Annotated in this window: 14 protein-coding genes; 12 read left to right on the plus strand and 2 right to left on the minus strand. The window is 73.1% G+C overall.

Going from position 1 to position 14,129, the window contains the following annotated elements; all coding sequences use genetic code 11:
• Positions 1-4: 4 nt before the first annotated feature.
• The 10 genes from pafA (at position 5) to QPK52_RS22330 (ending at position 10,796) form a co-directional block, all read left to right on the plus strand.
• The gene (gene pafA / locus QPK52_RS22285) at positions 5-1,366 is read left to right on the plus strand and encodes a Pup--protein ligase (RefSeq protein WP_410539229.1); all 1,362 of its coding nucleotides are present in this window, start codon (positions 5-7) and stop codon (positions 1,364-1,366) included.
• A gap of 163 nt (positions 1,367-1,529) precedes the next feature.
• A complete protein-coding gene (locus tag QPK52_RS22290; protein ID WP_410539230.1) occupies positions 1,530-2,540 on the plus strand; it encodes an FKBP-type peptidyl-prolyl cis-trans isomerase in 1,011 nt (336 codons plus the stop codon).
• Between the two features lie 79 nt (positions 2,541-2,619).
• On the plus strand, positions 2,620-2,991 hold the full coding sequence (locus QPK52_RS22295; protein WP_093662363.1) for an FKBP-type peptidyl-prolyl cis-trans isomerase: 372 nt from the start codon (positions 2,620-2,622) through the stop codon (positions 2,989-2,991).
• Positions 2,992-3,105: 114 nt separating this feature from the next.
• The gene (locus QPK52_RS22300; protein ID WP_093662365.1) at positions 3,106-4,089 is read left to right on the plus strand and encodes a helix-turn-helix transcriptional regulator; all 984 of its coding nucleotides are present in this window, start codon (positions 3,106-3,108) and stop codon (positions 4,087-4,089) included.
• A 100-nt stretch (positions 4,090-4,189) separates the two neighbouring features.
• Positions 4,190-5,152, plus strand: coding sequence for a helix-turn-helix transcriptional regulator (locus QPK52_RS22305; RefSeq protein ID WP_093662367.1), 963 nt, complete (start codon positions 4,190-4,192; stop codon positions 5,150-5,152).
• Between the two features lie 73 nt (positions 5,153-5,225).
• Positions 5,226-5,423, plus strand: coding sequence for a hypothetical protein (locus QPK52_RS22310; protein ID WP_410539231.1), 198 nt, complete (start codon positions 5,226-5,228; stop codon positions 5,421-5,423).
• A 259-nt stretch (positions 5,424-5,682) separates the two neighbouring features.
• Positions 5,683-5,964 (plus strand): Sec-independent protein translocase subunit TatA, encoded by a 282-nt coding sequence (gene tatA / locus QPK52_RS22315; protein WP_410539232.1) that lies wholly within the window; start codon positions 5,683-5,685, stop codon positions 5,962-5,964.
• 136 nt (positions 5,965-6,100) lie between these two features.
• Complete coding sequence (gene tatC / locus QPK52_RS22320) at positions 6,101-7,009, plus strand: twin-arginine translocase subunit TatC (protein ID WP_410539233.1); 909 nt, start codon at positions 6,101-6,103, stop codon at positions 7,007-7,009.
• A 17-nt stretch (positions 7,010-7,026) separates the two neighbouring features.
• The gene (locus QPK52_RS22325) at positions 7,027-7,944 is read left to right on the plus strand and encodes a diacylglycerol kinase (protein ID WP_410539234.1); all 918 of its coding nucleotides are present in this window, start codon (positions 7,027-7,029) and stop codon (positions 7,942-7,944) included.
• A gap of 44 nt (positions 7,945-7,988) precedes the next feature.
• Positions 7,989-10,796: a DEAD/DEAH box helicase gene (locus QPK52_RS22330; RefSeq protein ID WP_410539235.1), complete on the plus strand. Its 2,808-nt coding sequence runs from the start codon at positions 7,989-7,991 to the stop codon at positions 10,794-10,796.
• Between the two features lie 140 nt (positions 10,797-10,936).
• Here QPK52_RS22330 and QPK52_RS22335 read toward each other — a convergent pair whose 3' ends face one another.
• Entirely contained in the window at positions 10,937-11,800 is an 864-nt protein-coding gene (locus tag QPK52_RS22335; protein ID WP_410539237.1) for a siderophore-interacting protein, read from the minus strand.
• Between the two features lie 102 nt (positions 11,801-11,902).
• Positions 11,903-12,811 carry a 5'-3' exonuclease H3TH domain-containing protein gene (locus QPK52_RS22340; protein ID WP_410540441.1) on the minus strand — a complete coding sequence of 303 codons (909 nt, stop codon included), beginning with the start codon at positions 12,809-12,811 and terminating at the stop codon, positions 11,903-11,905.
• 87 nt (positions 12,812-12,898) lie between these two features.
• On the opposite strand from QPK52_RS22340, the gene QPK52_RS22345 reads away from it, so the two are divergent.
• Together QPK52_RS22345 and QPK52_RS22350 are read left to right on the plus strand one after the other, a co-directional pair.
• On the plus strand, positions 12,899-13,375 hold the full coding sequence (locus QPK52_RS22345) for an OsmC family protein (RefSeq protein WP_093662383.1): 477 nt from the start codon (positions 12,899-12,901) through the stop codon (positions 13,373-13,375).
• Positions 13,372-14,118, plus strand: coding sequence for a helical backbone metal receptor (locus QPK52_RS22350; RefSeq protein WP_410539239.1), 747 nt, complete (start codon positions 13,372-13,374; stop codon positions 14,116-14,118). Before QPK52_RS22345 ends, QPK52_RS22350 begins: the two co-directional genes overlap by 4 nt.
• Positions 14,119-14,129 lie beyond the last annotated feature (11 nt).

Raw genomic sequence — 14,129 nt, forward strand, 5'->3', positions numbered from 1 at the left:
ATTCATGGACCGCCGAATCTTCGGGCTGGAGAACGAGTACGGCGTCACGTGTACGTTTCGGGGACAGCGGCGCCTGTCTCCTGACGAAGTGGCGCGGTACCTCTTCCGCCGTGTCGTGTCATGGGGCCGCAGCAGCAACGTCTTCCTCCGCAACGGCGCCCGCCTCTACCTCGACGTGGGATCGCATCCGGAGTACGCCACTCCGGAGTGTGACAACGTGACCGAGCTGGTCACCCACGACAAGGCCGGCGAGCGCATCCTGGAAGGACTCCTCGTCGACGCCGAGCGACGCCTCCACGAGGAGGGCATCGCGGGCGACGTCTACCTGTTCAAGAACAACACCGACTCGGCGGGCAACTCGTACGGCTGCCACGAGAACTACCTCGTGGCCCGGCACGGGGAGTTCTCGCGCCTGGCGGACGTCCTCATCCCGTTCCTGGTGACCCGGCAGCTCATCTGCGGCGCCGGCAAGGTGCTCCAGACCCCGCGCGGCGCGGTCTACTGCGTCAGCCAGCGCGCCGAGCACATCTGGGAGGGCGTCAGCTCGGCCACCACCCGGTCCCGGCCGATCATCAACACCCGCGACGAGCCGCACGCCGACGCCGAGCGCTACCGCCGCCTCCACGTCATCGTCGGCGACTCCAACATGTCCGAGACGACCATGCTGCTCAAGGTCGGCGCCACCGATCTGGTGCTGCGCATGATCGAGGCCGGCACGGTCATGCGCGACCTCACCCTGGAGAACCCGATCCGGGCGATCCGCGAGGTCAGCCACGACATCACCGGCCGGCGCAAGGTCCGGCTGGCCAACGGGCGCGAGGCCTCCGCGCTGGAGGTGCAGCAGGAGTACTACGAGAAGGCCGCCGACTTCTGCGAGCGCCGGGGCATCCGCACGGGCGTGGTGGACCAGGTGCTGGAGCTGTGGGGCCGCACCCTGGAGGCGGTCCGCACCCAGGAGCTCGACAAGGTCAACACCGAGATCGACTGGGTGATGAAGTACCAGCTCATCGAGCGCTACCGGGCCAAGAACAACATCACCATGTCCCACCCCCGGGTCGCCCAGATAGACCTCGCCTACCACGACATCCACCGCCGCCGCGGGCTGTACTACCTGCTGGAGCGGAAGGGGCAGGCGGCCCGGATCTGCAACGACGTCAAGATCTTCGAGGGCAAGTCCGTGCCTCCGCAGACCACCCGTGCCCGGCTGCGCGGCGACTTCATCCGCCGGGCCCAGGAGCAGCGCCGCGACTTCACGGTGGACTGGGTGCACCTGAAGCTGAACGACCAGGCCCAGCGCACGGTGCTGTGCAAGGACCCGTTCCGCTCGGTGGACGAGCGCGTGGAGAAGCTCATCGCCGGTATGTGAGCCCGGCGGCAGGCGCGCCCGGGACCGTGGCACACCGGCACGGTCCCGGGGCCGGGAACGAAATCGGTCCTTCCGCGAGTTGTGGGAGGTGGGCCGGGCGGCCCGTAGAGTGGCCGGACACGCCCGGAACGCCCGGACACCTCCTACACCACGAGTTGGACTGATGCTGCAATCTCGAGGGGGACGCCCCCCACACCCCCGCCCCCTGGCGAAGGTCGGCCGCCGCGTCGCCGCGGCCCTGGTCGTGCCCGCCATGCTCTTCACCGCGGCGTGCGGCTCCGACGGCTCCGACGGCTCCTCCGAGGCCGCCACGAAGGTCTCCGGCAAGATCGGTGAGGAGCCCAAGGTCACCGTCGCCGAGGACGCCGAGGCCCCCGACGAGGCCGCCACGCGGACGGTCACCGAGGGCAAGGGCGACAAGCTCGCCGAGGGCGACTTCGTCCGCGTCGACATCCTGATGACCAGCAACGGCCAGGAGCTGATCAACACCTGGAAACAGCAGCCCGAGGGCGCCTCCGCGGGCGACGCCCGCCGCCAGGAGGTCCTCCGTCTCGGTGAGGCACAGGGGCTTCCCGAGCCGGTCACCCGCTCCCTGATCGGCGAGCGGGCCGGCAGCCGCGTCCTGATCGAGGGCACCGCCGAGGCGATCATGGGCGACTCGATCAATCCGCAGCTGGGGATCGACGGGGGCGACAGCATGGTCTGGGTGATCGACGCCGTCGCCTCCGCCAAGACCGACGCCAAGGCCGAGGCCGACGGTGAGCAGGCGGCCGCCGAGGAGGGCATGCCCGAGGTGAAGGCCGACGGGCAGAAGGCCGCCACCATCACCGTCCCCAAGGGCGAGAAGGCCCCCGAGAAGCTGAAGCAGCAGGTGCTGATCAAGGGCGACGGGCCCGAGGTGAAGGCCGGCGACGGCCTGATCGCCCAGTACACCGGGGTCAAGTGGGAGGACGGGAAGAAGTTCGACTCCTCCTGGGACCACGGCGGCGCCACCGCCTTCCAGATCGGCACCGGCAAGGTCGTCAAGGGCTGGGACGACGCCCTGGTCGGCAAGAAGGTCGGGGACCGCGTCCTCCTGGTCATCCCGCCGGACCTCGCCTACGGGAGCAACCCGCAGTCGGAGCTGGCCGAGAACACGCTGGTGTTCGTCGTGGACATCGTCGGCAAGGTCTGACGGTCTCCGACGGCGGCGGTCCGCCGGGTCTGCGAGACTGGCCCGGTTGACCGATGGAAAAGTTCGTAGGAGCAATTTCGTGAGCATCGACAAGCCCGAGATCGACTTCCCGGGCGGCGAGCCCCCGGCCGACCTGGAGATCAAGGACATCTGGGAGGGCGACGGACCGGTCGCCAAGGCCGGCGACACCGTCTCCGTGCACTACGTGGGCGTCGCCTTCTCCACCGGCGAGGAGTTCGACGCGAGCTGGAACCGCGGCACCCCGCTGCGCTTCCAGCTCGGCGTCGGCCAGGTCATCTCCGGCTGGGACCAGGGCGTGCAGGGCATGAAGGTCGGCGGGCGCCGCCAGCTGATCATCCCGCCCCACATGGCGTACGGCGACCGGGGCGCCGGCGGCCGGATCAAGCCGGGCGAGACGCTCATCTTCGTCTGCGACCTGGTCTCCGTCTGAGACCGGTGGAACACCGGCCCGGGCCCCCGCCGCACGGCGGGGGCCCGGGCTTTGTACCGGGCCCGTCCGGAGCGGTACGGTCGACGGTCGGGACAAGTACGAGAGAGGGCGTCGATGGCCATTGCCAAGGCCGAGCGGCTGATGAATCTGGCGCTGTGCCTGCTGGGGACGCGGCGCCCGCTGACCAAGCGCGAGCTGCGGGCGTCGATCGAGGCGTACCTGGAGGTCGGCGGGGGTTCGGGCAGGGGCGGCGAGGACGCCTTCAACCGGATGTTCGAGCGGGACAAGGACGATCTGCGCGAGCTCGGCCTGGTGATCGAGACGGTGGAGAACCTGGAGGGCGAGATCGCCTACCAGGCCCGCCGCGACAGCAACCGCCTCCCGCCCGTCGCCCTGGACGCCGAGGAGGCCGCCGCCCTCACCCTGGCCGCCAAGGTCTGGCAGCAGGCCCGGCTGGCCGGGGCCGCCAGCGGCGCCCTGCAGAAGCTGCGCGCCGCCGGGATGCCGCTGGCCGACACCGGCGCGGACGACCCGTACGGCGGCCACAGCGCCCTGGAGCCGCGCATCCCCGTGCGCGAGGCCGCCTTCGAACCGCTGATGCTCGCCTGCCGCGACCGGCGACCGGTCACCTTCGCCTACCGCAAGTCCAACGCGGCCCGCCCCGAGACCCGCCACGTGGAGCCGTGGACGCTGGAGTGCTGGCGCGGCCACTGGTACCTGGCGGGCCACGACCGCGACCGGGGCGCCGAGCGGGTCTTCCGGCTGTCGCGCATCACCGGGCCGGTGCGCTCCCGCGCCGGGGCCTACACCGCCGAGGTGCCCGACCACGTCACCGTCCGCGAGACCGTCGAGCGATGGGCCGGGGAGATCGCCACCGCCACCGCCCGCATCCGGCTGCGGCAGGGTGCCGGCTACCCGCTGCGGGCCAGGGCCTCGGAGGTGCGCGACGCCGGGGACGGCTGGGACGAACTGGAGATCCCCTACGGCCACGGGCTGGACGCCTGGCTGGTGGAGTTCGGGCCGGACGTGGTCGTGCTGGAGCCCGCCGAGCTGCGGGCCGACGTGGTGGACCGGCTGCGCGCCGTCGCCAAGGGATGACGGGCCCCGCCAGGGGCCGACGGGCCCGGAGCAGGACCGCGCAGGTCCGCACGGGGCCGGCAAGGGCTTGAGGGAACGCGAGGGAAGAGGCACCACCGACATGGCCACCAACGCCATCGACCAGACCCGCCGGATGCTGTCCCTGGTGACGTATCTGCGCGAGCGGCCCGGCGCCCGCGTCGAGGACGTCGCCCGCGCCTTCGGCATCACCACCGACGAGCTGATCTCCGACCTCCACGTCCTGCCGATGTGCGGCACCAGCTTCCGCGGCGGGGACCTGCTGGACATCGACACCGACGGCGAGCGCATCTGGTGGCACAACGCCGACGCGGTGGGCTCCAGCACCGGCGAGCCGCTGCGGCTGGCCGCTGACGAGGCCACCGCCCTGCTGGTGGCCGCGCGGGCCGTCGCCACCCTGCCGGGACTGCGCGAGAGCGACCGCGAGGCCCTCCAGCGCGCCACCGCCAAGATCGAGGCGGCGGCGGGCGAGAGCGCCGGGGCCAGCTCCCGGCTGTCGGTCACCTTCGAGTCCGAGGGCGGGGTCTTCGCGGACGTCGACCGGGCCATCGCCGAGCGCCGCAGGCTGTGGATCCGCTACTACTCGCCGACGCGCGACACCCTGACCGAGCGCGAGATCGACCCGATCCGGCTGTTCGCCGTCGGCCACACCTACGTCGAGGCCTGGTGCCGCCTGTCCGAGGCGCACCGCACCTTCCGGCTGGACCGGGTGGCCGAGATCAGGCTGCTGGACGAGCCCTCCGACCCTCCGCCGGTGGAGCTGCGCGACCTGTCCGAAGGGCTGGTCCAGCCCTCCGCCGAGGATCCGCAGGTGGTGATCGAGGTGGGGCCGGGCGGGCGCTGGGTCGCCGAGTACTACCCGCACGACAGCGCCGAGGAGCTGCCCGAGGGCGGTCTGCGCATCACCCTGCGCGCCCCCGACCCGGCCTCCCTGCGCCGCCTGGCCCTGCGGCTGGGCCGCGACGGCCGGATCGTCTCCCCGCGGGAACTGGCCGACAGCGCCCGGGACGCGGCGCGGGCGGCGCTGGCGGCGTACGGCGACTGAGCCCCGGCCCGGTCCGGGCCCGCCCGGCCGGGGCCTCCCCGCTCCGGCCGCGGCCGTCCACTACGCTCGCCCCATGCTCTGGCCCATGTTCTTCCTCACGCTCGCCTTCTGCGGAATCGCCGTGCTCGGCGTCCTCGCCGTCCGGGTGGGACTGGAGGTACGGCGCTTCGCCCGCGCGGTCGGCGACGGCTGCGAGCGCGTCGCCAGGGCCGCGGAGGACCTGGAGCGGGCCGCGACCCCCCTGGCCGCACGGGCGCGCGTCGAGCGCTGAACCGGACACGGGCGGGTGCGGGCGGGGTGCCCCGGGGCGGCTGCCGGGCGTCGCCCCCTCCATGTCCGGAGCCCGGGGCGGTACCCTTCAAGACGGCGTACGCGCTGCGTCCGTGAGCGGCACCGGGATGACGCGGAGGCATTGCCCCGCGTTCACCCCCCGGGGTTACGATCGCTGCCAGCGCACCAGTACGAGGAAGCCCGTCCGAATCAGTAGGGCAGGCACGGATACCGCCGCCCCGGCGAGAAGGTAGTGGCACATGATCGGCAACCTGAGGCCCATGGAGATCGTACTGATCCTCCTCGTCGTCCTGCTGCTGTTCGGCGCCAAGAAGCTCCCCGACATGGCCCGTTCGCTCGGCAAGTCGGCCCGCATCCTCAAGAGCGAGGCCAAGGCCATGAAGAAGGAGAGCGAGAACGAGGCCGCCCAGCAGGACGCCTCCGCCCAGCAGGCCGCGCCCAAGACCATCCAGGCCGCGCCCGGCGACGTCACCAGCTCCCGCCCGGTGAACGAGCCCGGCCAGCAGACCACCAAGAACTGATCCGGACCCAGGCCCGGTGACGGGCCCGGTGCCGCCCGAGCCCAGACACCCGGCACACCGCCACTGACATCGAGGACGTGGGTTGCTCAAGTCCGCCCGCAGACAGGGGAAGCCGCAGAGGGATCCCGAGGGGCGCATGCCACTCGCGGAGCACCTGCGGGAGCTGCGCAACCGCCTGATGAAGTCGGTGCTGGCCATCCTGGCCGTCACCGTCGTCGGGCTGGTGTACTACAAGCAGATCGCCGACTTCCTCACCGAGCCGCTCCGCGACGCCGTCGGCTGCACCGCGGGCTTCGGCCGGGCCGCCGAGGAGGGCGAGGCCTGTGCCGAGATCACCATCAGCGGTGTGATCGCGCCCTTCACCCTCATGCTCAAGGTGGGACTCACCACCGGCATGGTGCTGGCCTGCCCGGTCTGGCTCTACCAGCTGTGGGCCTTCCTCGCCCCCGGCCTGCACAGCCACGAGAAGAAGTACGCCCGCTCCTTCGTCGCGGCCGGCGTGCCGCTCTTCCTCGGCGGCGCCTACCTCGCCTACATCGTCCTGCCGACGATGGCCGCCACCCTGATCGAGTTCACCCCCGAGGGCACCGGCAACCTCGTCCCGCTGGACGAGCTCCTCGACATCATCACGCGGATGGTGATCGTCTTCGGGCTCGCCTTCGAGCTGCCCCTGGTGCTGGTGATGCTGAACTTCGGCGGCGTCCTCACCGGCCGCAGGCTGCTGGGCTGGTGGCGGGTCATGGTCGTCTCCATCACCCTCTTCGCCGCCGTCGCCACCCCCAGCGGCGACCCGCTGACCATGGGCGCCCTGGCCGCGCCGATCGTGCTGCTGTACTTCATCGCCGTCGGGATCTCCCTGTTCAACGACCGCCGCCGCAGCCGCAAGGACCCCTACGCCGGACTGAGCGACGACGAGGCGTCCCCGCTCGACCACACCCCGGAGAAGGTCGGCGCGATCGAGCCCGTCGACGCCCCCTCCGCACTGCCCGAGAGCACCCCCGAGGACGGCCCGGCCAGGCGCAACGGTTACGACGACGCCACCTGAGCCGGTATGGTCCGCGCGTGACCAGCGAGATCACCCTGTTCGTCAACCCCACCGCCGGCCAGGGCCGCGGTGCGGGAGCCGCCCAGCCCGCCGCACGCGCCCTGCGTGAGGCGGGCTTCTCGGTGCGCACGGTCGTCGGCGCGGACGCCGACGACGCGCTCACCCGGGCGCGGCAGGCCGTGCGCGGCGGCACCGGCGCGCTGGTCGCCGTGGGCGGGGACGGCATGGCCTCCCTCGCCCTCCAGGCGGTGGCGGGCACCGACACGCCGCTGGGCGTCGTCGCCGTCGGCACCGGCAACGACATCGCCCGCGCCCTGGGCCTGCCCGTCCGCGACCCGGCCGGGGCGGGACGGGTGATCGCGCGGACGCTCAAGGAGGGGCGGAGCCGGCGAATCGACCTCGGCCGGGTCGGCGGGCGCTGGTACGGCAGCGTGCTGGCCTCCGGTTTCGACTCCCGCGTCAACGACCGCGCCAACCGCATGCGCCGGCCCGCCGGGCGCCTGCGCTACGACGTGGCGATGCTGGCCGAACTGGCCGGACTGCGGACGGTCCCGTACCGCGTCACGCTCGACGACGGCCCGCCGCTGGGGATCGACGCGACGCTGGTCGCCGTCGGCAACGGCCCCTCCTATGGGGGAGGCATGCGGATCTGCGCGGACGCCCGTCTCGACGACGGCCTGCTGGACGTCACGGTGGTGGGGGAGTGCACCCGCACCACCCTGCTGCGGGTCTTCCCGCGCGTCTACCGCGGCACCCACCTCTCCCACCCCGCCGTCACCATGCACCGGGCGGCGAAGGTGACCCTGGAGGCCGCCACGTCCGGGGAGACGGTGACCGGCTACGCCGACGGCGAGCCGCTGGGGCCGCTGCCGCTCACGGTCGAGGCGGTCCCGGGGGCGGTACGGGTGCTGGCGCCGGAGCCCGCCGGGCCGTAAAGACCGGTGTTCTGTCGGCGACGGCCGGTAGGCTCGTAAGTACGATGACCGAGGACATGTCCCCAGCAGAGCGCTATGCCGCCGCCCGGGTCCGCGCCGCCGAGCAGGCCACCGCTCTGGCTCCCTTCCGCGAGATGTACGACTTCGAACTGGACCCGTTCCAGATCGAGGCGTGCAGGGCACTGGAGGCCGGCAAGGGCGTGCTGGTCGCCGCGCCCACCGGATCCGGCAAGACGATCGTGGGCGAGTTCGCCGTCCACCTGGCCCTCGCCCGGGGCCGCAAGTGCTTCTACACCACGCCCATCAAGGCGCTGTCCAACCAGAAGTACAACGACCTGGTCAAACGCCACGGCGCACAGCGGGTCGGCCTGCTGACGGGCGACAACAGCATCAACTCCGACGCACCGGTGATCGTGATGACCACCGAGGTCCTGCGGAACATGCTCTACGCCGGCTCGCAGGCGCTCGCGGGCCTGGGCTACGTGGTGATGGACGAGGTGCACTACCTCTCCGACCGGTTCCGCGGCGCGGTCTGGGAGGAGGTCATCATCCACCTCCCCGAGTCGGTGACGCTGGTGTCCCTGTCGGCGACCGTCTCCAACGCCGAGGAGTTCGGGGACTGGCTGGACACCGTCCGCGGCGACACCGAGGTGATCGTCTCCGAGCACCGGCCCGTGCCGCTGTGGCAGCACGTGCTGGCCGGACGGCGGATGTACGACCTGTTCGAGGAGAAGAACGGCCGGCGCGAGGTCAACCCGGACCTGCTCCGCATGGCCCAGCTTGAGAACAGCCGCCTGCCCGCCTTCCGCGACCGGCGCCGGGGCAAGCCGGTGCGCGAGGCCGACCGGGAGCGCGAGCGGCGCCAGCGCAGCCGGATCTGGACGCCCAGCCGCCCCGAGGTGATCGACCAGCTCGACTCCCAGGGACTGCTCCCGGCGATCACCTTCATCTTCAGCCGCGCCGGCTGCGAGGCGGCCGTACAGCAGTGCCTGTACGCCGGACTGCGGCTGAACGACGCCGGGGAACGGGCGCGGGTGCGCGAGCTGGTGGAGGAGCGCACCGCCTCCATCCCCGACGAGGACCTGCACGTACTGGGCTACTTCGAGTGGCTGGAGGGCCTGGAGCGGGGCATCGCCGCGCACCACGCGGGCATGCTGCCGACCTTCAAGGAGGTCGTGGAGGAGCTGTTCGTCCGCGGCCTGGTCAAGGCCGTCTTCGCCACCGAGACCCTCGCCCTGGGCATCAACATGCCCGCCCGGTCGGTGGTGCTGGAGAAGCTGGTCAAGTGGAACGGCGAGCAGCACGTCGACATCACCCCCGGCGAGTACACCCAGCTCACCGGACGCGCCGGACGGCGCGGCATCGACATCGAGGGCCACGCGGTGGTGCTGTGGCAGCGCGGCATGGACCCGGGCGCCCTGGCCGGGCTCGCCGGCACCCGCACCTACCCGCTGCGCTCCTCCTTCCGCCCGTCGTACAACATGGCGGTCAACCTGGTCTCGCAGTTCGGGCGGCACCGCTCGCGCGAACTGCTGGAGACGTCCTTCGCGCAGTTCCAGGCCGACCGCGCGGTCGTCGGCATCTCCCGGAGGGTGCAGCGCAACGAGGAGGGCCTGGAGGGCTACCGCGAGGCGATGACCTGCCACCTCGGGGACTTCGAGGAGTACGCGCGGCTGCGGCGCGAGCTGAAGGACCGTGAGACCGAACTGGCCCGCCAGGGCGCCCTCCAGCGGCGCGCGGCGGCGGCCGACTCGCTGGAGAAGCTGCGGCCGGGCGATGTGATCCACGTGCCCACCGGCAAGTTCGCCGGTCTGGCACTCGTCCTGGACCCGGGCGTCCCGGCCGGGCGCAGCCACGGCCACCGGGGCTGGGACCACCACGACGGCCCCCGCCCGCTGGTGCTGACCGCCGCCAGGCAGGTCAAGCGGCTGGCCTCGATGGACTTCCCCGTGCCCGTCGAGCCGCTGGAGCGGATGCGGATCCCCAAGTCGTTCAACCCGCGCAGCCCGCAGTCCCGCCGGGACCTGGCCTCCGCGCTGCGGACCAAGGCCGGCCACCACGAGCCGGGGCACACCCGCCGCAGGCAGCGCTCGGAGGCCGCGGACGACACCGAGATCGCACGGCTGCGCAAGGCCATCCGCGCCCACCCCTGCCACGGCTGCGACGAGCGCGAGGCGCACGCCCGCTGGGCGGAGCGCTACCACCGCCTCAAGCGCGACACCCGGCAACTGGAACGCCGCATCGAGGGCCGCACCAACACCATCGCCCGCACCTTCGACCGCGTCTACGCGCTCCTGTCCGACCTGGGCTACCTGCGCGGCGACGAGGTGACCGACGACGGCAGGCGGCTGGCCCGGCTCTACGGGGAGCTGGACCTGCTGGCGAGCGAGTGCCTGCGCGAGGGCGTCTGGGAGGGCCTGTCCCCGACCGAACTGGCCGCCTGCGCCTCGGCCCTGGTGTACGAGGCGCGCTCCTCCGACGACGCCCTGCAGCCGGTGCTGCCCGGAGGGAAGGCCAAGGAGGCGCTGGGCGAGATGGTCCGCATCTGGGGCCGGCTGGACGCCCTGGAGGAGGAGCACCGGATCAACCAGTCCGAGGGCGTGGGCCAGCGCGAGCCCGACCTCGGCTTCGCCTGGGCCGCCTACCGCTGGGCGGAGGGCGACAGCCTGGACTCGGTGCTGCGGGAGGCCGAGATGCCCGCCGGCGACTTCGTGCGCTGGTGCAAGCAACTGGTCGACGTGCTCGGCCAGATCGCCGCGGCGGCGCCCGAGGGCGGCACGGTGGCGCGCAACGCCCGCAAGGCGTCCGAGAAGGTGCTGCGCGGCGTGGTGGCGTACACCTCCGTCGGCTGACACACCGGCACGGTTCGCCGCCCCGGGAGCACGCTCCGGCCCGGCGGGCGGCATCGCCGCGTGCCGGGCCGGGAGTGTCCGCTCGCCCCGCGTCAGTCTTCGGCCGTGTCAGTCTTCGGCCGCGTCAGCCCCCGGTCGCGTCAGTCCTCGGCCGCGCCGGCCTTCGGAGCACCCTCCTGCTCCGCCTCCACCTGTGCGTTCCACTCCCGCTTCGACGCCTGCCAGCCGTCCTCGTCATGGCCCAGGCGCCAGTAGCCGGAGACCGACAGCCGTTCGCGCGGCACACCCCGCTCGGTGCGCAGATGGCGGCGCACCTCCCGTACCCAGCCCGCCTCACCGTGGACGAACGCCTGTACGTCGCCGGGCGGGAAGTCCAGTGCGCGCACCGCCTCGATCAGACGGGCGCCCACCCGCCCGGCGCCGCGGTGCAGCCAGCGCAGCTCGGCGTTCGGGGGCAGGGCGAGCTCCTGCTCCTCCCGCGGGCCCGCGACCTCGACGAGGGCCTTCGCCGGCGCCCCGTCCGGGACCGCCTCCAACGAGGCGGCGACGGCGGGCAGCGCGCTCTCGTCGGCCACCAGCAGGTGCCAGGCGGCCTCGGGGGAGGGGCGGTAGCCGCCGCCGGGGCCGAGGAAGAGGACCTCCTCGCCCGGCTCGGCGCGCATCGCCCAGGGCCCGGCCAGCCCCTCGTCGCTGTGGACGACGAAGTCCAAGGTCAGTTCGCACGCCTCCGCGTCCCAGGCGCGCACGGTGTACGTGCGGGTGACGGGCCACTGGTCGCGCGGCAGACGGGCGCGGATGGCGGCCAGGTCGAACGGCTCGGGACAGCGCACGCCCTCGGCGGGGAACAGCAGCTTGACGTAGTGGTCGGTGAACGCGCCGACCGGGAAGCCGGCCAGGGAACCACCTCCGAGCACCACGCGGACCATGCCCGGGGACAGACGGCGGGTGCGCACCACCCGGGCCCGGTTCAGGCGGGGCGTGCGGCGGGTCGGACGGTCTGCCACGGCACTCTCCTCGTGAAGTTAGGTATACCTAACCTTACGGGATGCCGGTCCGATCCGCCCGGCCCGCCCGGTCCGCCCGGTCCGTCCGGGCGGACCGGGAGCTCATCCCGCCAGGGCGTCCAGCAGCCGCCGCAGCGATCCGCCCAGCCCCCACCGCCCGGCCAGCTCCTCCAGCTCCCGGGCGTGCAGCGGCTCGGCCGGAAGCGCCGGGTCGAACTCCGGCAGCGCCACGTCCCCGGCCACCCGCACCACCTTCGGCGCCACGGTCAGGTACTCCCGCGCCGCCTCCAGCTTCCGCCGCTGCGCGGGCGTCAGAGCGGAGGAGGGGTCGCCGACGGCGGCCAGGATGCCGTCCAGATCGCCGTACGACTCCAGCAGCCGGGCCGCGGTCTTCTCGCCGACGCCGGCCACGCCCGGAAGCCCGTCGCTCGGGTCGCCGCGCAGCAGGGCCAGGTCCGCGTACGCCGCTCCGCTCGCCACGCCGTACTTCTCCCGCAGGGCCGCCTCGTCGACGACCATGGGGTCGCCCATGCCCTTGACGGGGTAGAGCACCCGCACCCCGCGCACGTCGTCGACGAGCTGGAACAGGTCGCGGTCGCCGGTGACGACGTCCACCGGGCCGCCGGACCGGCGGACGAGGGTGCCGATGACGTCGTCGGCCTCGTAGCCGTCCGCGCCGACCCGGGCGATGCCGACCGCGTCCAGCACCTTCTCGATCACCGGGATCTGCGGGGAGAGGGTGTCGGGCACCTCTTCGGCGTCCGGACCCCGCTCGGACTCCTCCACCACCCGGTGCGCCTTGTAGGACGGGATCAGCTCGACCCGCCACCCCGGCCGCCAGTCGTTGTCCATGCAGGCGACCAGGTCGTCGGGGCGGTGGTCGCGCACCAGGCGGGCGATGAAGTCCAGCAGCCCGCGCACCGCGTTGACCGGCGTGCCGTCGGGCGCCCTGACCGACTCGGGGACCCCGAAGTAGGCACGGAAGTACAGGGAAGCGGTGTCGAGGAGCATCGTGCGTCGCGTGGTCACGCACCGATCATGCCGCACCGGTCGGACAGCCGGGCCCCGCGGCGGGGGAGCCGGGCCTAGGCTGGCCGCATGGCAGCCACCCACCGCTACGAGCTCACCCTGCAGTGGACCGGGAACCTCGGAGCCGGGACGCGGGACTACCGGGCGTACAGCCGGGACCACGAGGTCCTGGCCGGCGGCAGACCGCCCCTGCCCGGCTCCGCCGACCCCGCCTTCCGCGGCGACCCGGCCCGCTGGAACCCCGAGGAACTGCTGGTCTCCTCCCTCTCCCAGTGCCATCTGCTGTGGTACCTGCACCTGTGCGCGACCGCGGGCGTGGTGGTCACCGGCTACACCGACCGCCCGGTGGGCACCATGACCATGGACGGCGCCGGGGGCGGCGGGCGGTTCACCGAGGTGGTGCTGCGGCCGGAGGTGTACGTGGCCGAGGAGCCGATGCGGGAGAAGGCCCTGGCCCTGCACGGCGAGGTCGGGGCGGTGTGCTTCATCGCCCGCTCCGTCGCCTTCCCCGTGCGGCACGAGCCGACGGTGGCGGTACGGCCGTGACCGGCACCGTCCGCCGGGTCGTCTCGCTGGTGCCGTCCCTGACCGAGGCCGTCGCCGCCACCGGGCCGGATCTGCTGGTCGGGGCCACCGACTGGTGCAGCCATCCGCCCGGTCTGGACGTGGTGCGGGTGCGGGGCACCAAGAATCCCGACCTGGAGCGGATCGCGGCCCTCCGCCCCGATCTGGTCGTCGCCAACGAGGAGGAGAACCGCCCCGCCGACCTCGCCGCCCTGCGCGGCGCGGGCATCGAGGTGCTGGTCACCGAGGTCCGCACGCTCCCGCAGGCGTTCGCCGAGCTGGAGCGGGTGCTCACCGCCGGATGCGGGCTGCCCCGGCCCGCCTGGCTGGACGAGGCCGAGGAGGCATGGAGCGCGGTGCGGCCCGCCGCCGACGCCACCGCCGTGGTGCCCGTCTGGCGGCGGCCGTGGATGGTGCTGGGCCGGGACACCTTCGCGGGCGACCTCCTGGCCCGCCTCGGTGTACGCAACGCCTACGCCGGCCACACCGAACGCTATCCGCGCGTCGGGATCGGGGAGTTGAACGAGCCGGGCCGGGCCGGCCTCGTGGTGCTGCCCGACGAGCCGTACCGCTTCACCGCCGGTGACGGCCCCGAGGCGTTCCCCGGACTGCCCGCGGCCCTCGTCAGCGGACGGCACCTGACCTGGTACGGACCCTCGCTGGCCGAGGCGCCGGCCGTGCTCGGCGCGGCGCTGGCCGAGGCGTCGGCCGCTCCGCAGCCCTGACCGGCGCGCGC

Origin of the sequence: Streptomyces sp. KL2, assembly GCF_046529545.1 — a bacterium.
Classification (GTDB): domain Bacteria; phylum Actinomycetota; class Actinomycetes; order Streptomycetales; family Streptomycetaceae; genus Streptomyces; species Streptomyces radiopugnans.

Coding starts and splice junctions, on each gene's coding strand:
- pafA (WP_410539229.1), top strand. CDS start 5: ATGGACCGCCGAATCTTCGGGCTGGAGAACGAGTACGGCGTCACGTGT.
- QPK52_RS22290 (WP_410539230.1), top strand. CDS start 1,530: ATGCTGCAATCTCGAGGGGGACGCCCCCCACACCCCCGCCCCCTGGCG.
- QPK52_RS22300 (WP_093662365.1), top strand. CDS start 3,106: ATGGCCATTGCCAAGGCCGAGCGGCTGATGAATCTGGCGCTGTGCCTG.
- QPK52_RS22305 (WP_093662367.1), top strand. CDS start 4,190: ATGGCCACCAACGCCATCGACCAGACCCGCCGGATGCTGTCCCTGGTG.
- QPK52_RS22310 (WP_410539231.1), top strand. CDS start 5,226: ATGCTCTGGCCCATGTTCTTCCTCACGCTCGCCTTCTGCGGAATCGCC.
- tatA (WP_410539232.1), top strand. CDS start 5,683: ATGATCGGCAACCTGAGGCCCATGGAGATCGTACTGATCCTCCTCGTC.
- tatC (WP_410539233.1), top strand. CDS start 6,101: ATGCCACTCGCGGAGCACCTGCGGGAGCTGCGCAACCGCCTGATGAAG.
- QPK52_RS22330 (WP_410539235.1), top strand. CDS start 7,989: ATGACCGAGGACATGTCCCCAGCAGAGCGCTATGCCGCCGCCCGGGTC.
- QPK52_RS22340 (WP_410540441.1), bottom strand. CDS start 12,811: ATGCTCCTCGACACCGCTTCCCTGTACTTCCGTGCCTACTTCGGGGTC.
- QPK52_RS22345 (WP_093662383.1), top strand. CDS start 12,899: ATGGCAGCCACCCACCGCTACGAGCTCACCCTGCAGTGGACCGGGAAC.